This window comes from Candidatus Krumholzibacteriia bacterium (assembly GCA_035268685.1).
GTDB lineage: Bacteria > Krumholzibacteriota > Krumholzibacteriia > JAJRXK01 > JAJRXK01 > JAJRXK01.
This window is the reverse complement of the sequence record DATFKK010000104.1, coordinates 1-20,226: the sequence shown is the minus strand read 5'-3', so window position 1 is coordinate 20,226 and position 20,226 is coordinate 1. Positions and strand designations below refer to the sequence as shown.

Annotated in this window: 19 protein-coding genes; 11 read left to right on the top strand and 8 right to left on the bottom strand. The window is 69.3% G+C overall.

The annotated features are described in order from the left end of the window. The first annotated feature begins 39 nt into the window (after positions 1-39). The 3 genes from VKA86_09990 to yhbY are packed head-to-tail and all read left to right on the top strand — an operon-like array spanning position 40 to position 1,942. Positions 40-537, top strand: a complete 498-nt coding sequence (locus VKA86_09990; GenBank protein HKK71537.1) for a GAF domain-containing protein — start codon at positions 40-42, stop codon at positions 535-537. Continuing rightward, positions 534-1,631, top strand: coding sequence for a tRNA pseudouridine(13) synthase TruD (locus VKA86_09985; GenBank protein HKK71536.1), 1,098 nt, complete (start codon positions 534-536; stop codon positions 1,629-1,631). The genes VKA86_09990 and VKA86_09985 overlap by 4 nt, the downstream gene beginning before the upstream one ends. After that, positions 1,628-1,942, top strand: coding sequence for a ribosome assembly RNA-binding protein YhbY (yhbY, locus tag VKA86_09980; GenBank protein HKK71535.1), 315 nt, complete (start codon positions 1,628-1,630; stop codon positions 1,940-1,942). The genes VKA86_09985 and yhbY overlap by 4 nt, the downstream gene beginning before the upstream one ends. 4 nt (positions 1,943-1,946) lie before the next feature. Here the strand turns inward: yhbY and VKA86_09975 are convergent, their stop codons facing one another. The 8 genes from VKA86_09975 to VKA86_09940 all read right to left on the bottom strand — a co-directional run bounded on the left by VKA86_09975 (position 1,947) and on the right by VKA86_09940 (position 12,288). Further along, positions 1,947-2,738: a class I SAM-dependent methyltransferase gene (locus tag VKA86_09975; GenBank protein HKK71534.1), complete on the bottom strand. Its 792-nt coding sequence runs from the start codon at positions 2,736-2,738 to the stop codon at positions 1,947-1,949. Continuing rightward, a complete protein-coding gene (gene ppx / locus VKA86_09970; GenBank protein ID HKK71533.1) occupies positions 2,735-4,273 on the bottom strand; it encodes an exopolyphosphatase in 1,539 nt (512 codons plus the stop codon). The genes VKA86_09975 and ppx overlap by 4 nt, the downstream gene beginning before the upstream one ends. A gap of 27 nt (positions 4,274-4,300) precedes the next feature. Continuing rightward, positions 4,301-4,801 carry a phosphohistidine phosphatase SixA gene (sixA, locus tag VKA86_09965; protein ID HKK71532.1) on the bottom strand — a complete coding sequence of 167 codons (501 nt, stop codon included), beginning with the start codon at positions 4,799-4,801 and terminating at the stop codon, positions 4,301-4,303. Beyond that, a complete protein-coding gene (locus VKA86_09960) occupies positions 4,801-6,015 on the bottom strand; it encodes a hypothetical protein (protein HKK71531.1) in 1,215 nt (404 codons plus the stop codon). Before VKA86_09960 ends, sixA begins: the two co-directional genes overlap by 1 nt. A gap of 51 nt (positions 6,016-6,066) precedes the next feature. Continuing rightward, the gene (gene carB, locus VKA86_09955) at positions 6,067-9,324 is read right to left on the bottom strand and encodes a carbamoyl-phosphate synthase large subunit (protein HKK71530.1); all 3,258 of its coding nucleotides are present in this window, start codon (positions 9,322-9,324) and stop codon (positions 6,067-6,069) included. Then, positions 9,324-10,529 carry a glutamine-hydrolyzing carbamoyl-phosphate synthase small subunit gene (carA, locus tag VKA86_09950; GenBank protein ID HKK71529.1) on the bottom strand — a complete coding sequence of 402 codons (1,206 nt, stop codon included), beginning with the start codon at positions 10,527-10,529 and terminating at the stop codon, positions 9,324-9,326. Before carA ends, carB begins: the two co-directional genes overlap by 1 nt. A gap of 175 nt (positions 10,530-10,704) precedes the next feature. Beyond that, on the bottom strand, positions 10,705-11,385 hold the full coding sequence (locus VKA86_09945) for a hypothetical protein (GenBank protein HKK71528.1): 681 nt from the start codon (positions 11,383-11,385) through the stop codon (positions 10,705-10,707). Positions 11,386-11,397: 12 nt separating this feature from the next. Next, on the bottom strand, positions 11,398-12,288 hold the full coding sequence (locus tag VKA86_09940; GenBank protein ID HKK71527.1) for a DUF6588 family protein: 891 nt from the start codon (positions 12,286-12,288) through the stop codon (positions 11,398-11,400). A gap of 438 nt (positions 12,289-12,726) precedes the next feature. Here VKA86_09940 and VKA86_09935 point away from each other — a divergent pair, with 438 nt between their 5' ends. From VKA86_09935 to VKA86_09900, 8 genes are all read left to right on the top strand, one after another. Continuing rightward, a complete protein-coding gene (locus VKA86_09935) occupies positions 12,727-14,589 on the top strand; it encodes an NAD(P)H-dependent oxidoreductase subunit E (GenBank protein ID HKK71526.1) in 1,863 nt (620 codons plus the stop codon). Beyond that, positions 14,586-15,320 (top strand): 2Fe-2S iron-sulfur cluster-binding protein, encoded by a 735-nt coding sequence (locus VKA86_09930; GenBank protein HKK71525.1) that lies wholly within the window; start codon positions 14,586-14,588, stop codon positions 15,318-15,320. The genes VKA86_09935 and VKA86_09930 overlap by 4 nt, the downstream gene beginning before the upstream one ends. Next, on the top strand, positions 15,317-15,862 hold the full coding sequence (locus VKA86_09925; GenBank protein ID HKK71524.1) for an NADP oxidoreductase: 546 nt from the start codon (positions 15,317-15,319) through the stop codon (positions 15,860-15,862). Before VKA86_09930 ends, VKA86_09925 begins: the two co-directional genes overlap by 4 nt. Positions 15,863-15,872: 10 nt before the next feature. After that, a complete protein-coding gene (locus VKA86_09920; protein HKK71523.1) occupies positions 15,873-17,333 on the top strand; it encodes a Ni/Fe hydrogenase subunit alpha in 1,461 nt (486 codons plus the stop codon). Between the two features lie 16 nt (positions 17,334-17,349). Then, the gene (locus VKA86_09915) at positions 17,350-17,814 is read left to right on the top strand and encodes a hydrogenase maturation protease (GenBank protein HKK71522.1); all 465 of its coding nucleotides are present in this window, start codon (positions 17,350-17,352) and stop codon (positions 17,812-17,814) included. Next, a complete protein-coding gene (locus tag VKA86_09910; protein HKK71521.1) occupies positions 17,811-18,599 on the top strand; it encodes an alpha/beta hydrolase in 789 nt (262 codons plus the stop codon). The genes VKA86_09915 and VKA86_09910 overlap by 4 nt, the downstream gene beginning before the upstream one ends. A gap of 201 nt (positions 18,600-18,800) precedes the next feature. Beyond that, positions 18,801-19,535, top strand: a complete 735-nt coding sequence (locus VKA86_09905; GenBank protein ID HKK71520.1) for a carbonic anhydrase family protein — start codon at positions 18,801-18,803, stop codon at positions 19,533-19,535. Between the two features lie 101 nt (positions 19,536-19,636). Then, a partial coding sequence (locus tag VKA86_09900) for a porin (GenBank protein HKK71519.1) occupies positions 19,637-20,226 on the top strand: 590 nt, incomplete at its 3' end.

Sequence of the window (20,226 nt, the reverse complement as noted above, 5' to 3'; positions counted from 1 at the left end):
TGGGGCCCAGGCCACGCCCCGGCGCGGGAGGAAGTCCGTTTGCAGCGGTTCGCCACGACTCGAGAGCGCTACCAGGAGATCGAACGGCGGCTCGATGCCCTGCTGGAGGGCGAGCCCGATCCGGTGGCCAACGCGGCCAACACCTCGGCCGTGATCTACGGCAGTGTGCCCGACCTCAACTGGGTCGGCTTCTACTTCGCCCGTGGCGCCGAGCTGGTGCTCGGACCCTTCCAGGGCCGGGTCGCCTGCGTGCGCATCCCCGTGGGCCGGGGAGTCTGCGGAACGGCCGTGGCCGAGAGGCGCTCGATCGTGGTCGACAACGTGCACCGCTTCGAGGGTCACATCGCCTGCGACGCGGCGTCGAACGCCGAGCTGGTCGTGCCCCTGCTCCACGACGGGGTCTGCCTCGGCGTGCTCGATCTCGACAGCCCCCATCTGGACCGCTTCGACGACGACGACCGCGAGGGGATCGAACGCCTCGCCGCCGTCTGGATGAAGCACACCCGTCTCGCCGACCTGGATCGACCGACCTCGTGAATCGCCTCGACTTCGATCCGGCGCTGCGCGCCGCCATGACCGATCCCCCGATCGCGACGAGTGATCTGCCCGGCATGGGTGGGGCCGTACGTCAACGGCCCGAGGACTTCGTGGTCGACGAGATCCCGGCCTACGAAGCCGACGGCCGGGAGGAACGCCACCTGCTGGTCCGTATCGAGAAGCGGGGTCTGCCCTCGCACGAGGCCGTGGCCCTGCTGTGCGAGCACACGGGTGTCGATCGGGGCGAAGCCGGAATGGCCGGTCGCAAGGATGCCGACGCGGTCACGCGCCAGTGGATCAGTCTGCCGTGGGCGGCGCGGGAGTCCATCTCGACTCTCCGGGATCCGCGCGTACGCGTGCTGGACGTGCACCCCCACGGTCAGAAGCTGCGAACCGGTCACCTGAAGGCGAACCGCTTCTCGGTGGTGGTGCGTGACCTGGAAGTCGACGCGGCGCCGGAACGGTGCCACGCGAAGCTCGACCGTCTTCGCGCTGGCGGAGGCCTGGAGAACCTGTACGGACCGCAGCGTTTCGGCCTGGACGGCACCAATCTCGAGCGCGGATTCGGGGCGATCGCCGCGCCCCGCCTCGACCGTCGGTTCACCTTCGTGGCCAGCGCCGCGCAGTCGGGGGTGTTCAATCTCTACGTCTTCCGCCGTCGGGAAGGCGGCGGTCTGCGCCGCGTGCTTCCCGGCGACGTCCTGCGCAAGACCGAATCGGGTGGGATGTTCACCACCGAGGATCCGGGGGGCGACCAGCAGCGGCTCGACGCCGGGGATCTGCAGCTGACCGGCCCCATGCCGGGTGCCAAGACGCGCCGTCCCCCCGAGGGCACGCCGTCGGCCGCCTTCGAGGACGCGATCCTGGCCGAGGTCGGGCTGGACTACGCAGATCTCGAACGTCACGGAAAGCGGCTGCCGGGAAGCCGCCGTTCGTGCACCGTACCGATCGATCAGCTCGGGCTCGAGATCTCCGAGGAGCCGGCGGTGGCCGAACTCCGCGAGGGAATCCGTCTCGAGTTCACGCTGCCGGCGGGCAGCTTCGCCACCCAACTCCTGCGCGAGCTGCAGAACGGACCGGAGGACATCGTATGAGCCTCGACCTGGCCGGCTATCAACGCCGCGCGCTGCGCGCGGCCGCCCACGACCTGCAGCCCGTGGCCCACGTCGGGAAGGACGGCCTGAGTGAGACGTTCCTGCGTTCCGTGGACGAAGCCCTCGCCGCGCACGAGCTGATCAAGGTCCGATTCGTCGACCACAAGGACGAGCGCAAGGAAATGGCCGCTCGTCTGGCCGAACGACTCGACGCGGCCGTGGCGGGGGTGGTCGGGCACGTGGCGATCCTCTACCGCCCCCACGCCGAGCCCGAGAAACGCCGCGTGGAACTCCCGCGGCGCGAGGGCTGAGGACTCAGGTTCGCCGCAGGATCTCGAGCTGATAGTCCAGCGGGTGGTCACCGAGCGTGCGGCCGCGGTCGTCGACCGACGCGGCGCGTTCGAAGTCGGTTCCCCGGAGTGCCGCGCGCCACTGCGTCTCGTCGTAGCTGCGCAGCGCGTAGGTCGAGTCGAGCACTTCGATCCCCCGGGGACGTTCGATCTCGACGTGGCTGATCACCGTCTCCCGGCGGGTCCCACGGCCGGGGGGGAGGTACTGGACGAGCTGCCGCACCGTGCACGATCCCCGACGCCCGATCCATTCGTCCTCGCTCGGATCCTCCTCGCCGTACAGTGACAGACTGATCCCGACCACGTAGAGACCGCCCGGTCGAAGGACAGCCGCCATCTCGCCCAGGTGCGTCTCGACGTCGGATGGGCGCAGCAGGTGACGGAAGCTGTTCACGAGGACGAAGGCCACGTCGAAGGACGCGGGTTCGAAGTGATCGGCGAAGGCGGTCATGTCGGTGCGCACCAGCCGTACGCGGCGGTTCGTGCGGCGGCGGCGCAGCGAACGGTGTGCGTAGTCCAGCATGCCCTCGTCGAGGTCGAACCCCGCGGCCCGCCGACCGCGGCCGGCGAGCACCCGGAGGTAGCGTCCGGTGCCGCACGCCGGTTCGAGCCAGCGGCGACGCTTCCCTCCGGGGGCTCCAAAGCGCTCGGCCAGGCGTTCCAGTAGATCGACTTCGCCGGCGGTGCCCGGGGTGTGCAGGATGTCGTAGACCGCCGGTACGGCGTAGGGGTCGGTGAGCGCGGGAGTCGTGGTCATCGCGGCGAATCCGCCTCGTCGTGGCCGAAGGTCAGGTTCCAGCCCACGGACTTCCACTGGCGTGCCTCCGTATCGAGGTCGGCGATGGTCAAGGGGTGCTCGTGGAGCCAACCGTCCCCGAAGCGCAGATCGATGCCGCGGGTCTTCGTGTCGATCTCCAGCGAGGGTTCCGGGCCGGGTCGCCGACTGCGGTTGAGCAACACGGCCAGGCGGAGCAGGAGACACAGGAACACCGTGGCGGTGCGGCTGTCGTCGGCCACGGCGGTGAAGTACTCCTCGCGCAGTTTGCGCCGGTGCCCCCGCACGATGGCCGACAGCACCTGCTGGTCGTCCCGGCTGAAGCCCGGCATGTCGGACTCGGCCAGGAGATAGGCCCCGTGCTTGTGGTAGCCGGTGTGCGCCACGGCCAGGCCGATCTCGTGCAGCTGCGCGGCCCAGTTCAGTGTGCGGCGCGCCGACTCGCCGTCCAGCAGCCCGCAGGGTTCGGCCTGGCCCAGCAGGTGCTGCGCGGTGGTGAGCACCCGATTGCTCTGGGCGAGATCCACGCGGTACTGCTCGACCATGCGACGGATCGTACGGTCGCGCACGTCCTCGTGCTGGATCCGGCCGAGCAGGTCGTACAGCACACCTTCACGCAGAGCGCCCGGACTGGGGTCCATGCGTTCGACCTTCAGGCGCTTGAAGATCGCCAGCAGGATCGACAGGCCACCGGCGATCACCGGCCGACGGTCCGCCTTGAGTCCCGGCAGGTCGATCGCTTCGACGTGCCCGGCGCTCACCAACGCCTTGCGCAGCTTCTTCATGCCCGCCTGCGTGATCTCGCCGTGGGTCCATCCCGACTGACGGAGGATCTCGGAGATCGCCAGGACCGTTCCCGAAGCGCCGATACAGCGATCCCACCCTCCCTCGCGCATCTGTTCCTCGATCGCACGCACCTCGAGCTGGGCCGCGGTCTGCGCCTCGCGGAACGATTCCCGCTCGATCCTGCCGTCACCGAAGAAGCGGCGGGAGTAGTTCACGCACCCCATGAAGAGGCTCGCGCCGAGCTCGACCTCGAAGCCACGACCGCGGATGAGTTCGGTGGAGCCCCCTCCGATGTCGATGACCAGACGTCGCTCACGGTGCGCGGGGATCGTGTGGGCCACGCCCAGGTAGATCAGGCGCGCTTCCTCGACTCCGCTGATCACCTCGATCGTGTGGCCCAGGGCCTCGCGGGCCGCGTCGCGGAAGGTGGGCGACCGTTTGGCCAGGCGGAGGGTGTTGGTTCCGACGGCGCGGACACGATGGCGGGGAATGCCCTGCAGGCGTTCGCCGAAGCGCTCGAGGCAGGCGATCGCACGCTCCTGGACCTCGGGCCGGATCTCGCCCCCGGGACCGAGCCCCTCGGCCAACCGCACGGGCTCGCGCCGGCGGTCGAGGATCCGCAGGTCGTGCTCGCCCTGCCGCGCGATCACGAGATGGAAGCTGTTCGAGCCCAGATCGACCGCGGCGACGTGGTCACGAGGGGATCCGGAGGAGTGGTAGGTGGCGTGCACGGGATTCTCGGGCAGGTCTTGCTCGGGTCAGGTCCGGCCGAGTCGGCGCAGCATCTTCGGGGTGGCGAGCCACTCCAACCATGCGTCGGAGCTCGCCGTCGGGAGCACGATGCTCGCCGCGCCCGATTTCTTCAACGACGACATGGTCCGGTCGTCGACGCCCAGCAGGCTGCCGATGAGCCGGTCGACGTGGGGGGCGTGTCCGACCACCACGGAGCACTCGGTGTCGAGGCCCCGGAGATGGTCGACGAGCATGCGCGGATCCGTGCCGGGCAGGAGCTCGTCGCGCCGACCGAGGTCCTCGGGATCGAGTCCCAGCACGTCGGCGCAGATCTCCGCCGTTTCGATCGCCCGCAACCAGGGGCTGCTGATCACGCGATCCGGGCGCACGTTCAGCCGTTTCAGACCACGAACCGCGCGCAGGGTGCGCTGCCGGCCCTCGTCGGTCAGCGGACGGTCGGCATCGGGCGGACAGTCGGGGTGATCGCGGTCGATCGCGATTCCGTGCCGCATCACGACGATACGCATCAGGCTTCTCCCTCTGCCGTCAGGACGGCATCGAGACGGGGTCCAGCCGCCGGGTCGGGGAGCGAACGCACGAGCCGCCGGAGTCGGCGCCGGGGGACGGCGGCCGCGGCGAGCCGGACGTGCTGGTCGCTCTCCTCGATCCTCGGGACCAGGCGCCGGCGGCGCGCGCCGGCCTCCATCCTCGCGTCCGCGTCGAGGGGATGATCGTCCGAAGCCCCCAGGCGCGCCAACCATCGATCGGTGCACACCAGACGCGCGCGGTGCTCCTGGGCCGCGGCCAGCGCCGCGATCCGGCGCCGGAGCTTCCGCGTGGGCACGTCGAGGTGGGGACGCATGGCGCGCAGGGCGGTGTGCAACGTTCGCGATCGGTGGGCCGCTTCGTCGGAATGCGTCGCGGGGACCGACGCGTCGAGCGGGCCGTGGGCGAGTGAGCGGGCCAGCGCGGCCAGGAGGCCCGGGCGGGAGCGGATCCGGGCGTCGAGGGCGGCGCGCAGGCCGGCCCGCCAGGCCGGGTGCCCGGGTGCCACCGCGCCACTGGGCGCGGCCAGGCGCTGCTCCAGATCACGGTGGACCCGGTCGAGCAGGACGGGGGCGAGCGGACTGTCGTCGGCGGCGAGTGCACGCCCCAGGGCCAGGCCCGAGATCAGCTCGAACACCTCGGTTCCGGCCCTGTCGCCGAGCCAGCCGTTCACGGCGGCGACCGCGTGGTCGGACCAGGTGGGCGGAGCGGTCCGGCGGCCGAGGGTCCCGTCCGCCCGCGCCGCGGTCCACCACTGCATCAGTTCGGGGCCTGGTTCCACGACAGCGACCATCCGTGCGGGGCCGCCACCGACCAGTGTCCACTCCTGCCACTCGAACTGACCCCCACCCGGTGTCAGCCAGATCCGTCGGTACGAGGAGGTCCACAGCAACGGGACGATCGTGCGGCCTCGTGCGAGCCAGGTGGCGACGGTGTCCTCGTCCAGCGTCCGACGCGAGAGACCGCGGTGCAGTTCGATCCGTGACGGCTGTCCGGACGACCGGCGCTCGACCAGTTGCGTGTTCTCGCGGTGCAGCCGGCCGTCCGGCGAGTCCCACCAGATCCACTGCGAGCGGAAGGCAGCGTCCGGTTCCGGTGATCCGCGGTGCCGCCGGCACCAGTCCGTCCACTCCGCGAGCAGCCGTTCGGGAGCACGGACGGAGCGGGGATGGGGACCGATCCGGTCGCGGGTCATGGCGTGGATCCTTCGGGAGTCCGGGTCGCGCGGTGGCGAGCGGTCAGCCTATCACGAACCGGTCCCGGGGTCCGTCGCCCTCCCGTGAAGATCCTGCAGCGCGCTCAGCCCGGGTTCGGTCGAACGCATCCAGCGGATCCCGTCGACGGCCGCTCGCGCACCCGAGAGGGTGGTGATGCACGGGACGTCGGACAGTGTCGCGGACCGCCGGATCGCCACCTCGTCGAAGCGGCTGCGCGCGCCCAGCGTGGTGTTGATCACCAGCTGGACTCGGCCGTCGTGGATCGCGTCGGCGATGTCGGGCTGGGCCTCGCCCACCTTCGCGATCCATTCGGCCTCGAGACCGTGATCGGTCAGGAAACGCTGCGTGCCCTCGGTGGCCAGCAGCGAGAAGCCCTGCCGCACGAGATCGCGAGCGATCGGCAGCAGGGGCTGCTTGTCGCGATCGTTCACGCTGAGGAAGGCGCGACCGCCGCTGGGCAGCGGGATGCCCGAGGCCTGCTCCGCCTTGGCGAAAGCCTCGCCGAAGGTGCTGCCGATCCCCATGACCTCGCCGGTGCTCTTCATCTCGGGTCCGAGCAGACGGTCGCTGTCCGGGAAGCGCCGGAAAGGGAACACAGGGCCCTTCACGAAGACCTCCGTCAGCGGTGGCGCCTCGCCGATGCCCTGGTCGTCGAGCGACTGGCCGATCATGCAGCGCGTGGCGATCTCCGCGAGAGGAACGCCGGTGGCCTTCTCCAGGAAGGGGACGGTCCGCGAGGCGCGCGGGTTCACCTCGAGCACGTACAGCTGCCCGCGGTGGATCGCGAACTGCACGTTGATCAGCCCGACCACGCCGAGCTCGAGGGCCAGGCTCTCTGCGGTGTCGCGCATGGTGTCGAGGTCGAGGGGGGTGCAACGGTAGGGAGGCAGCACCGCGAAGCTGTCGCCCGAGTGCACGCCCGCCTCCTCGATGTGTTGCATGATGCCACCGATCACCACGCGCCGGCCGTCGCACACGGCGTCGACGTCGAACTCCACGGCGTCCTCGAGGAAGCGGTCGATCAGCACCGGGTGCTCGGGCTCGACGCGGGCGGCTTCCTCGAAGTACTGCAGCATGCCGGCCTCGTCGTCGACGGCGCGCATGCCGCGGCCGCCGAGCACGTAGCTGGGGCGGACCATCACCGGATAGCCGATGTCGGCCGCGAAGCGACGGGCCTCCTCGATGCTGCGGGCCGAGCCGTGGTCCGGGGTCATCACGCCGAGCTTCGTGCACAGCTCGCCGAAGCGGTCGCGGTCCTCGGCGCGGTCGATCGCTTCGACGGGGGTGCCGAGCAGCGGTACGCCGTTGTGTTGCAGGCGGTGGGCGAGCTTCAGCGGGGTCTGGCCACCGAGCGTGAGGATCACGCCCTCGGGTTTCTCGAGCTCGACGATGTGCATGACCTCTTCGAAGCGCAGCGGCTCGAAGTACAGGCGGTCGGCGGTGTCGTAGTCGGTGCTCACGGTCTCGGGGTTGCAGTTGACCATGATCGCCTCGACGCCCTCGGCCCGCAGCGCGTCGACGGCATGACAGCAGCAGGCGTCGAACTCGATGCCCTGGCCGATCCGATTGGGGCCCGACCCCAGGACGATGACCTTGCGGCGGTCGGTGGGGCGCGCCTCGCAGGGGCCGTCTTCCCAGGTCGAGTACAGGTACGGCGTTTCCGACGCGAATTCGGCCGCGCAGGTGTCGACCCGGCGGAACACCGGCTGCACGGCCATCTCCGCCCGCAGGGCGCGGATGTCGTCGGCGATCACGGGGTCATCGGTGTCGCTCTGCAACAAGCGCGCGATGCGCGCGTCGGAGAAGCCCTCCTGCTTCGCGCGCAGGAGGACGTCGTGGGTCAGCTCGTCGAGGCTCACGCTGCGCAGCCAACCCTCGACCCGGCTGAGCTCGGCGAGGTTGTCGAGGAACCAGGTGTCGATACCGGTCACGCGGTGCAGTTCGCTCGGCTCGACGCCGCGGCGCAGAGCGGTGTGCAGCTGATGCATGCGATCGGGCGTGGGTCGCTCCAGGTGTTCGAGCAGGGTCTGCGTGTCGACCTTTCGGGCGTCCTTGCGCGGGACCCAGCCGTCGAGATCGAGTTCGAGCGCGCGCATGGCCTTCTGCAGGGCTTCGCGGAAGGTCCGGCCCATGGCCATGACCTCGCCCACCGAGCGCATGGTGGTGCCCAGCGTGTCGCTCGTCCCCGGGAACTTCTCGAAGCTCCAGCGCGGGATCTTCACCACCGTGTAGTCGATACTCGGTTCGAAACAGGCGCTCGAGGTGCCGGTGATCTCGTTGGGGAGTTCGTCGAGCGTGTACCCGACCGCGAGCAGGGTGGCGATCTTCGCGATCGGGTAGCCCGTGGCCTTGCTCGCCAGCGCGCTGCTGCGCGACACGCGTGGGTTCATCTCGATCACCACGCGGTCGCCGGTCACCGGATGAACGGCGAATTGCACGTTCGATCCGCCCGTGGTGACACCGACCGCGTCGAGCACGGCCAGCGCGTCGTCGCGCAGGTGCTGGAACTCGCGGTCGGTCAGCGTCTGCGCCGGTGCGACCGTGATCGAGTCGCCGGTGTGCACGCCCATGGCGTCGACGTTCTCGATCGAGCAGACGATGATTCCGTTGCCCGCGTGATCGCGGATCACCTCGAGTTCGTACTCCTTCCAGCCGAGGACGCTCTCCTCGACGAGCACGCTGGTCACCGGCGAGAGGGACAGGCCTTCGCGCAGCAGGGACTCGTACTCCTCGGGAGTGTGGGCGATCCCCGACCCGGCGCCACCGAGCGTGAAGCTGGCCCGCAGGATGGTGGGGAAGCCCAGTTCCTCGAGCGCCGCGTGACCCTGCTCCAACGTGCGTACCAGGCGGCTGCGTGGCGTGCGTTGGCCGATGCCGGCCATGGTCTCCTTGAACAGCTCGCGGTCTTCGGCCAGTTGCACGCTGCGTGCACCAGCACCGAGCAACTCGACGCCGTGGCGCTCGAGAACGCCGTGTTCGTCGGCCTCGACGGCGAGATTCAGTCCCGTCTGTCCGCCGACCGTCGACAGGATCGCGTCGGGCTTCTCGCGGGTGAGGATCGCGTCGAGGGTCTCGACGGTGAGGGGCTCGACGTAGGTGCGATCGGCCAGCGCGGGGTCGGTCATGATCGTGGCCGGATTGCTGTTCAGCAGGATGGTGCGGTAGCCCTCGGCGCGTAGTGCCTTGAGCGCCTGGGTCCCCGAGTAGTCGAATTCGCAGGCCTGTCCGATGACGATCGGGCCGGAGCCGAGCACCATGATCGACTTCAGGTCGCGGCGAGCCGGCATCAGGCCTTCCTCCTGGCGCGGTGGGCGGTCATGTCGGCGACGAATCGACCGAAGAGGTACTGGCCATCGCGCGGACCGGGAGCGGCCTCCGGGTGGTACTGCACCGAGTACACCGGACGCCCCAGCAGTTCGAGGCCCTCGACGCAGTCGTCGTTGAGGCTGCGGTGCGTGATGTGCACGTGCTCGGAATCGACCGAGTCGGGACGCAGGGCGTAGTTGTGGTTGTGGCTCGTGATCTCGACACGATGGTCGTGCTCGCGCCGAACCGGATGGTTCGCTCCGTGGTGGCCGAAGGGGAGCTTGAACGTGGTCCCACCGAGGGCCCGCCCGAGCAGCTGGTGTCCGAGGCAGATGCCGAACACGGGAATCCCCGATGCCATGAGCTCGCGGATCGTCGTGACCTGCGGATCGAGGATCGCCGGATCGCCGGGGCCGTTGCTCAGGAAGATTCCGTCGGGCACCGGACCGAGGCGTCCGCTCAGGACGTCGTCGGCGCTCGAGGTGGCCGGGACCACCGTCAGATCGCACCCCTCCTCGCGCAGACGCTCGAGGATGCTCCGCTTCACCCCGTAGTCGATGGCGGTGACGGCGAATCGCGGCATGTCGGCGCTCCGCGGCGCCGCCGGCAGGGTCCAGGGTCCGGAGCAGGTCACGCGCTCCACCCAGTTCGTGGCGGCGATCGGAGGGACCGCGCGCGCCGCCTCGACCAGCTCCTCGGCCCGGCCGATCCCCAGGACACCGCGACACGATCCCCGTTCACGGAGAATCGTCGTGATCGTCCGGGTGTCGACGTCGCTGATCGCCGGGACACGCGCGCCGCGGAGCACGTCGTCGAGATCCCGATCGGCGCGCTGGTGGTAGGTCCGTGTGCAGTGGTCGCGGACGACCAGGCCCGCCGGCCGCACCGCTTCGGACTCGTCCTCGCCCGCGTGGATCCCGTAGTTGCCGATGTGCGCCGCGGTGAAGACCACGATCTGCCCGGCGTAGCTCGGGTCCGTGAGGATCTCCTGGTAGCCGGTCATTCCGGTCTGGAACACGACCTCGCCACCGGAGGCCACGTGCGTGACGTCGGCCGGACCGGGACGACTCCACGCGCCTCCGAACCAGCGGCCGCGAAAGGAGTGGCCCGTTTCGAGAGCGAGCAGGGGGGCGGCGGTGTCGGGGCGGGAGCTGGACGGCGTCCGTCCGGCCTCGTCTCGGGGCATGCGGACCTCCGCCGCGGAGACGACGATCCTCGCGACGCGGTGGAGAGAGCGGAGGGCAGATCGAGCGAACCGTAGGCCATGCCCGCGGAACGTTCAAGCCGGTCGGACCGGACGGCACGCGAAGGCCCGCTTCCGAGGCGGAAGCGGGCCCGGGAACCCTACGCGTTCGGTCCTTCTACAGGTTCGGCACGTCGATCGTGTACTGCGACGGGACCATCACCACGATCTCGCTGGTCCAGTCGAAGTCGTCGGGGTCCTGCGGCGTCGGTGGCGGGGTCGAACTCCAGGTGGCGCTCCAGCCGAGGCCCAGGAGGATCTGACGGGCCGCGTCGCGGTTCCCGCCCAGGTATGCGGACAGGAAGTCCTGCATCACCCCGCGCAGGTCGCCCAGACCGGTGAACGATTCCTCGATCACGATCCGGCCGTTGGCGGCCGTGGCCTCGGTTCCGGCTTCGTTGCTCGGGACGTTCACTTCTGCGGCGTCCTCGAAGCCCGAGCCGGTGTCGATCTGCAGGACACCCTGGCGCTGGGCGACGTGGCCCTCGTTGCGGGTCACGAAGGCGCGCAGACCGGCGACCTGCACTTCCTGGCCGGCTTCGAGCGCGTCGCGGACCGACTGGAGATCGGCGTCGTCGAGATCCTCGAAGATCCGATCGATCTGTGCGTTCGTGAGTCCGCCGAGCGTGCCGTCGGAGTCGGTGAAGCCCTGGGTGGTCCAGTCGGCGCTCAGCGTGATCGGCACGCTGCCGTTGACCTGGGTCTCCTCGGTCAGACAACCGGGGAGGAGCAGGCCGGCGACCACGACGCCGAGGAGGGTGACGGAGCGGGGGAGCAGCATCGTACGAAGGGTGTTCATGTCCGGGTCCTCCTAGATTCCGAGGGAGAGGCCGAGCGTGTACGTCGTCTGGTCGCCCACGCCGAGCTCGCCGTTGAGTCTGAACACGAGCAGATGCAGCGTCGCGCCCAGTGTGAGTTGCACGTTCGTCTCGTCGTCGAAGTCGACCTCGAGGGTCTCGGGGTCGCCGGTGGCGTCGAATTCGTACTCGCTGCTCATCGACGACATGTGCAGCGCGAGGCCGGCGTAGGGCTCCACCACCGGGAATCGGCGGCTGGCCTGGACACCGAGCGAGGTCTGCGAGAAGTCGACGAGTCCGTCGCCGATCTCGAAGGTCTGGTACATGACCGATGCGGCGATCGAGACGGGGGAGGCCGGCACGTACTGCGACACGCTGTGGCGCAATCCGATGCCGAAGAGCGAGATGTCTCCGATGTCGTCGTCACCGAACTCGCCGGTGAAGAACCGGACCATGGCTTCGGTGCCGAGGAAGCCACCCACGGACAGCTGAGGGGCGGCGATCGGCAGCCGGTCGATGTCGAGGCCGCCGGGGAACTGGAAGCTGGTGCCGCCCGGCCCGGCCACGGGGTCCGGGTCGGTGTCACCGATGACGGTCGGCGCGTCGTACGTGCCGGTCCCGGGGAAGTAGTCCTCGGCCGTCGCCTCGAAGGTGCGGTCGTCGTCGCTGAACTGCACGAGCATGGCGCGCATTCCGAGCTGGAAGTAGGGGCGCGATCTGGGGATCTCGGCGGTGGTGAACAGACCGCTGCCGAGCCCGGCGCTGATGGTGTCGCGGAAGGGCTCGAGATAGCCCGTGGCGTTGTTCTCGGTGTACGAGGAGAGGTTCTCCTCGAGTTGGGCCGACGCCGCCACCGGCAGCATCAGCAGCGCGGCCGCGAGCGCGGCCGTCGAACGGATCGACATGATCGGGATCCTCCGGGTGTCCTCCGGACGAGGAGAGCGGGTTCGGGCGAAGCGTCGGACGGTGCTCGTGGCAGTGGGCGGCGCGGGTCCGGCGCCCCTCGATTGTGCCACAGGGCCATGGGGCGCGGCCACGTCCGGAACGGTGCCGCCCCCATCGACTGGGAACACACGACCGGACGTGTCGGCACACGCCCGGTCGTGGCCACGCGCGCAAGTGGTGTACCTGAATCATTGTGTACGGAGTCACAGCTTTGGAGTCGCGCGCATGCAGTCCTCCGTGTTGCCTGTCGGGCGAGTCGTCGCCGGGATCGCGCGATTCCTGAGGAATGCCGGTCCCGGACCGTGGAACACAGCGGCCGTTCCACTCGACCCGACGGCCGTCAGCCTGCCCCTCACGACCGCCGCGCCGCGTGGGACGGCTCCTCTCCGGGAGCCACCATGCATTCACGGCAGCAGCCGCTGCACGGCAACGATCCAGCCCGTGCGGTGGAGGCGATCTGCGACCACTTCGGGCGCGATCGTACCCGTCTGATGGACATCGCCCTCGAGGTGCAGCGCCGACTCGGGCATCTCGACGACGACACGGTCGACCTCGTCGCGCGCGCGCTGGACATCCCGCGGGTCGACGTGAAGAGCCTGGTCACCTTCTACACGTTCCTGCGCCACGAGCCGGCGGGCGCGCGCACGATCCGCGTGTGCGACGACGTCGTCGACCGCCACCAGGGCGGCGACGCGGTGGCCGCCGCCTTCGAGGACGAGCTGGGCGTCGCGATGGGGCAAACGACACCCGACGGCGACTTCCATCTCGACTGGACGGCCTGCATCGGCCTCAGCGACCAGGCCCCGGGCGTCCTGGTGGACGACGTACCCATGACGAACGTCACCCCGTGGAAGGCGCGTTGGATCGTTCGGGAACTGCGACGTCACGGTGATCCGAGACGTCTGGTGCGCGAGCTCGGCGACGGGAACAACGCCAATCCACTGGTCTGCTCGATGGTGCGCAACAACCTGCGCGAAGCCGGGACCGTGCACTTCACCGACCGCCGCGAGGCGGAATCGGGTCTGCGCATGGCACTGGCCCGCGACCCCCTCGACGTGATCGACGAGGTCGAGCGCTCCGGCCTGCGCGGGCGGGGCGGAGCCGGATTCCCGACCGGCACCAAGTGGCGTCTGGCACGCAACGCCGGGGGGGGGCAGCGCTACGTGTTCTGCAACGCCGACGAAGGCGAGCCGGGGACCTTCAAGGACCGGGTGCTCCTGACCGAGCGACCCGATCAGGTGATCGAGGGGATGACCATCGCCGCGTGGGCCCTGGGGGCGAGCGAGGGCATCGTCTACCTGCGCGCCGAGTACGCGTACCTGCGTCCGTACCTCGAGGACGTGCTGCGGCGGCGCCGTCGGCGCGGGCTCCTCGGCCGTGCCGTGATGGGCGTCGAGGACTTCGATTTCGACGTGCGGATCCAGATGGGTGCCGGTGCCTACGTGTGCGGCGAGGAGACCTCGTTGATCTCGTCCTGCGAGGGACTGCGCGGCGACCCGAAGGACCGGCCGCCCTTCCCGGTGCAGAAGGGCTTCATGGGGAATCCCACGCCCGTGAACAACGTCGAGACGTTCAGCTGCGCAGCACGGGTCCTCGAATGCGGCGCGGAGTGGTTCGCGGACCAGGGCCTGGGCGACATGGCCGGGACCAAGCTCTACAGCGTGTGCGGCGACTGCGAGCGACCGGGAGTGTACGAACTGCCCTTCGGGACGCCGCTGCGGGAACTCCTCGAGAAGGTCGGTGCGACCGGGAGCGCGGCCGTGTGTGTGGGGGGACCGTCGGGATCCATGGTCGCCCCGGCGGACTTCGACCGGCGTCTCGGTTACGGGGACCTCTCGACCGGTGGCGCGGTGATCTGCTTCGACGCGACCCGCGACCCGCTCGAGATCGCGGCCGAGCAACTGGATTTCTTCATCGACGAGAGCTGCGGCACCTGCACGCCCTGCCGCGTGGGCAACGTGCTCCTGCGTGATCGCCTGCAGGACGTCATGGACCGCCGCGCGACCCTGAGGGTGCTCGACGAACTGCAGGAGCTGGGCGGAACGATCTCGACCATGAGCCGGTGCGGGCTCGGGCAGACCTCGGCCCGCCCGGTGCTCAGCACACTCGAACACTTCCGCGAGGCGTACACACGACGCTGTGTGAGCGCCGACGACCGCCACCGCCCGTCCTACGACCTCTCCGCCATGCTGGAGACGTCGCGGGTGATCACCGGGCGGGACTCCACGCACCGCTCCGAGTCCGAGGAGGTCCGCCGATGACCGACCGCATTCTCTTCACCATCGACGGACAGGAGGTCCGTGGCCGGCCGGGGCAGACGGTGCTCGAGGCGGCCGAGGAGGCGGGGGTGTGGATCCCGAGGCTGTGTCACGTCGAGGGTGTGACCCCCCACGGCGCCTGCCGGTTGTGCACCTGTTTCGTGGACGGCCGCCCGCAGTCGACCTGCACCTTCCCGGTGACCGAGGGCATCGAGGTCGAGAACGACACGCCGCGCTCGAACGAACTGCGGCGGCACGTGATCGAGATGCTGTTGGTCGAGGGCAATCACTTCTGCATGTTCTGCGAGGAGAGCGGTCACTGCGAGCTGCAGGCTCTGGCCTACCGCTTCGGGGTGACCCATGCCCGCTACCGGCAACTCTGGCCCGATCGTGATGTCGACGCGACACACCCGGAGATCTGGATCGATCGCAATCGTTGCGTCCAGTGCGGGCGCTGTGTCCGGGTCTCGCAGGAGATCGACGGCAAGAACACCTACCAGTTCACCGAGCGCGGGCTCCGACAGCGGGTCGCGGTGAACGCAGCCGAGGGGCTGGTGGGTACCGACGCCGCGGTCGACGATGCCGCCACGCACGCGTGTCCGACGGGTGCGCTGCTGCCCAAGCACGAGGGCTACTCGGTCCCCATCGGGCGTCGCCGCTACGACGATGCTCCGATCGGCTCGGAGGTCGAGAGCCTGCGCCAGGTCTCGAACAACGGGGAGGGCCGGTCGTGAAGAAGGTACGCGTGGCGACGGCGGCGCTGGCCGGCTGTTTCGGCTGCCACATGTCCCTGCTCGACATCGACGAGCGGATCCTGAGTCTGATCGACCTCGTCGATTTCGACCGGTCGCCGATCAACGATCTGAAGGACTTCACCGGGCGCTGCGACGTGGGGCTGATCGAGGGAGCCTGTGCCACCGAGGAGAACGTGCACGTCCTGCGCCGTTTCCGGGCCATGTGCGACGTCCTCGTCTCCGTCGGTGACTGCGCCGTCATGGCCGGCATCAGCGGCGTTCGCAACACCGTGGGTCTCGACGAATGCCTCGAGGAGTCCTACCGGCGCGGACCAACCCTGCACAATCCCGACGACCGGGTGCCCGACGATCCGGAATTGCCGCTGTTGCTGGAGCACGTGGTCCCGTGCCACGAGGTGGTCGAGATCGACCACTACGTTCCCGGTTGTCCGCCGTCGGCCGATGCCCTGTGGACGATCCTGTCGCAGTTGATCGAGGGCGAAGAGGTCGCCCTTCCGGTTCGCCATCTCCGCTACGACTGAGAGGACCGTCATGGCTGCAGAGACGCAGACGATTCCGAAGGGACGCGCCCGACGCGTCGTGATCGATCCGCTGAGCCGGGTCGAGGGTCACGGGAAAGTGACCATCCGGCTCGACGACCAGGGGAAGGTGGAGCAGGCGCGGTTGCACATCGTCGAGTTCCGAGGCTTCGAACGCTTCGTGCAGGGGCGCCCCTACTGGGAGGTTCCGGTGCTGGTGCAGAGGCTGTGCGGGATCTGTCCCGTGAGCCATCACCTGGCCGCCGCCAAGGCCATGGACCGGATCGTGGGGGTGGATCGACTGCCGCCGACGGCCGAGAAGGTGCGTCGCCTGATGCACTACGGTCAGATCCTGCAGTCGCACGCCCTGCACTTCTTCCATCTGTCGTCGCCCGACCTGCTGTTCGGCTTCGATGCCCCGGTCGAGACGCGCAACGTGGTCGGCGTGGCGCGCGCCCATCCCGACCTGGCCGTGATGGGCGTGACCATGCGCCGTTTCGGACAGGAGGTCATCGAGGCCACGGCGGGCAAGAAGATCCACGGCACCGGTGCCATTCCCGGTGGTGTGAACAAGCCCGTGGACCGGGGCGATCGTGAGCACCTGCGCGGTCAGATCGACGAGATCCTCACGGGCGCGGAGCGCGCGGTGAACGTGGCACGCGACTACACGCTGGCCCATCGGGACACGCTCGCGGCCTTCGCCGACTTCGAGTCGGCGCACATGTCGTTGGTCCGCCACGACGGGGCGCTCGACCTGTACGACGGGGACCTGCGATGCCTGGAGGCCGACGGGACGCCGCGTCTCGACGACGTGCCGGTCGACACCTATGCCGACGTGCTCGGCGAAGAGGTCCGTTCCTGGTCGTACATGAAGTTCCCCTTCGTACGCGCACTCGGGCCCCGTGACGGCTGGTACCGGGTGGGGCCGCTCGCGCGCATGAACACCTGTGACTTCGTGCCGAGCCGACAGGCAGAGATCGCTCGTCGCATGCTGCAGGAGGAGCTCGGTCCGGAGCTGTCGCGGATGACCATGGCCTACCACTGGGCGCGTATGATCGAGTTGTTGCACGCGGCCGAGGTCGTGCGCGACCTGCTCGACGATCCCGAGATCGTCGGCCGGGACTTCCGTGCCCGGGGTGAGCGTCGTACCGAAGCCGTCGGGGCGATCGAGGCCCCGCGCGGCACCCTGTTGCACCACTACGAGGTCGACGAGCGCGACCAGGTGGTGCGGGCGAACCTGATCGTCTCGACCACGCACAACAACGAGGCCATGAATCGTTCGGTCCTGCGGGTGGCCGAGGAGGACCTCCAGGGGGTGGAGATCACCGAGGGTCTCCTGAACCACGTGGAGGTGGCCATCCGCGCCTATGATCCGTGCCTGTCGTGTGCGACCCACGCCATGGGTCGCATGCCGCTGGTCGTGCAGCTGCACGACTCCCGGGGGGAGGTGATCGCCGAGCGGGCGCGCAGCTGAGCGCGTGGCGTGTACGATGACCACACCGAAGGTGCTGATCGTGGGGTTCGGCAACCCGGGCCGGGGCGACGACGGCCTCGGCCCGGCCCTGGCCGAGGAGATCGAACGGGAGCGGCGGCCGGACGTGACCGTGGAGGTCGACTACCAACTGGTGGTCGAGCACGCGGCGATGGTCGCCGACTGCTCCACGGTGTACTTTCTCGACGCCACGGTCGACGCCACGTGCGATCCCTTCGCCCTGCAGCCGTTGTCGCCGGAACCGGGGCTGGACTTCACCAGTCACTCCCTCTCGCCGGCGCGAGTCCTGGCTCTGGCGCAGGACCTGTACGGGGCGCGCCCCGAGGCCTGGTTGCTGAGCGTGGCGGGCGACCGCTTCGACGTGTTCGAGACCCGCCTGTCGCGCCCGGCCCGCCGCCGTCTGGATGCGGCGAAACGCTGTCTGCTGGATCGTATCGAGCAGGGTGCGAAGAATCCTTCATGAGCGATCGGGACATCGAGCACTCCGTCGAGGCCGGCATGTTCGTGCGGGCGCGCGGCGGTCGTCGTCGGGGCACGCTGGTGTGCATTCACGGTCTGGGCGAGTCCGGGCTGTGCTTCGAGGGTCTCTTCGAACTCGACCTGCTCGCTGACTGGAACCTCCTGGTCTGCGACCTGCCCGGCTACGGTCGGAGCGCCTGGCGCTCGGTGACCATGTCGCTCGAGGACCAGGCCGATCTGCTCGCGGGTTGGTTGCGCGAGCGCGGACCGACCGGTCCGTTAGTGATCGTGGGTCACAGCATGGGCGGTGTGCTCGGGGTCCTGCTGGCCGAGCGCCATCCGGAGGCCCTGGACCTGCTGGTGAACGTCGACGGCAACCTGTCCCCCGGCGACTGCGTCTTCAGCGGACGCGCCGTGGAGTGGTCGCCGCACGAGTTCGAGAACGGCGGCTTCGACCGGCTCCGCGACACCGTCTACCGGCAGGGGGTCCGTGAGCGGGCGCAACGCGGCTACTACGCCGGCCTAAGGATGGCCGATCCACGCCAGTACCATCGAAACAGCGCTGAACTCGTCGCGATCTCGGCCGACGAGCAGTTGGGGGCGCGCATGGTCGCTCTCGAGGTCCCGGCCCACTACGTCGCGGGCGTACCGCGGGGCGCGAGCCCGCGCTCGCGGGAGTTGCTCGGGATCCACGGCGTCCCGTGGACGGCGGTCGAGCCGAGCGGCCACTGGCCGTTCGTCGATCGTCCGGAGGACTTCGCGATCGCGCTGCGTGACGTGATCGGATGAGCCGGCGCCGGGGTCCGCGACATCACACTTGCGAAACGAAAATCGGGAAATACATTTCCGGTGTGACTGCGCCACCTGGTCACGGTCGTGCCCGAGCCTCCGAGCCCCGTCCTGTACGGACGCGCGGTTCCGGCTGGAGCGCGACCTTCTCGATTCTCGGCCCATCGTGGTCGTCGCGACCACTTCATCCAGGAGGACCGCATGTCGGGTTTCCCCCGAGCACCCCGTTGCGCCATCGCAAGTTTCCTCGCCGTGGCCCTACTGCTGCCGGCGGCCGCCATCGCCGCGGAGGCGATCACCCAGACGAAGTCCACGCAGGCCGACATGAGTCCGGCCGAGGCGCTGCAGATGCTGCACGACGGCAATCAGCGCTTCGTGGACGAAGAGATGCTCGAGCGCGACCTGATCGATCAGGTCGAGGCCACCGCGACCGGCCAGTATCCCTTCGGCGTCGTCCTCGGTTGCATCGACTCGCGTGTGCCGCCCGAGATCGTCTTCGATCAGGGCATCGGCGACATCTTCGCGCCCCGCGTGGCCGGTAACTTCGTCAACGCCGACATCCTCGGCAGCATGGAATTCGCGACGGCCGTCGCCGGGAGCAAGGTCGTCGTGGTGCTCGGCCACACCTCGTGTGGCGCGGTGAAGGGCACCACCGACCAGGTCGAGCTGGGCAACCTGACGCACACGCTCAGCAACATCGCTCCCGCGATGTACTCGGTCGAGGGCTTCGAGGGCGAGCGCAACTCGAAGAACGCCGAATTCGTGCAGGCCGTGGCCGAGGCCAACGTGCACCACACCGTCCAGAACATCCTCGACCGCAGCCCGGTCATGAAGGACCTGGTGGACCAGGGCAAGCTGCTGGTCGTCGGCGCGATGCACGACGTCGAGACGGGCGAGGTCACCTGGTACGAGCACGGTCGCGGCGCTTCGCACTGAGCGAGTGCTTTCGGTCGATCCCCGGAGCCGGTCCCGCGCGGACCGGCTCCGCACACCTTCGCGCTCCGACTCCTGCGACTCCACGACACACGAGGTGATCCATGCGTCCGACCATCCCGTGCGGACGGTGTGCACCGTTCCGCCGCTTCGTCATGTTTCTCGGCGTCGCCCTGCTCGCGGCGTCTCCCGCGTCGGGAGACGACGGCCCGAACTTCGTCCGGACCAGCGCCGGCGACGTCGAGATCCGGCTCACCGGGACCCTGCAGCCACGCTTCTCCTGGGGGCGGTCGGCCGAGACCGACACGCGCGATGCCGAGGATCGGCTCGGGTTCGGTCTGCGCCGCGCTCGCTTGCGCACGACTGTGACCTTCGACAACCGCGTCGGCGTCCACTACGACGTCGACCTCCGCGGCGGCAGCTCGAGCAGCGTCGACCTGTACGGCTTCTACCGCTTCGCCGACGCGTGGAGGGTCCGCGTCGGGTACCTCGCCGGTGCGCAACCGCGCTCGTACATCCCGACCAGCCACACGCGCGTCGATGCCATCGACCGGGCCGCGATCGCGGAGCGATGGTCGGAGATCACCATCGGATCCCGCGGTCGCGACTTCGGGGTCGACGTGCGGCATCGCACCGAGACCACGCGGATCGAGTTGTTCCTGCACAACGGCGACGGCAACTTCGACACCACGCG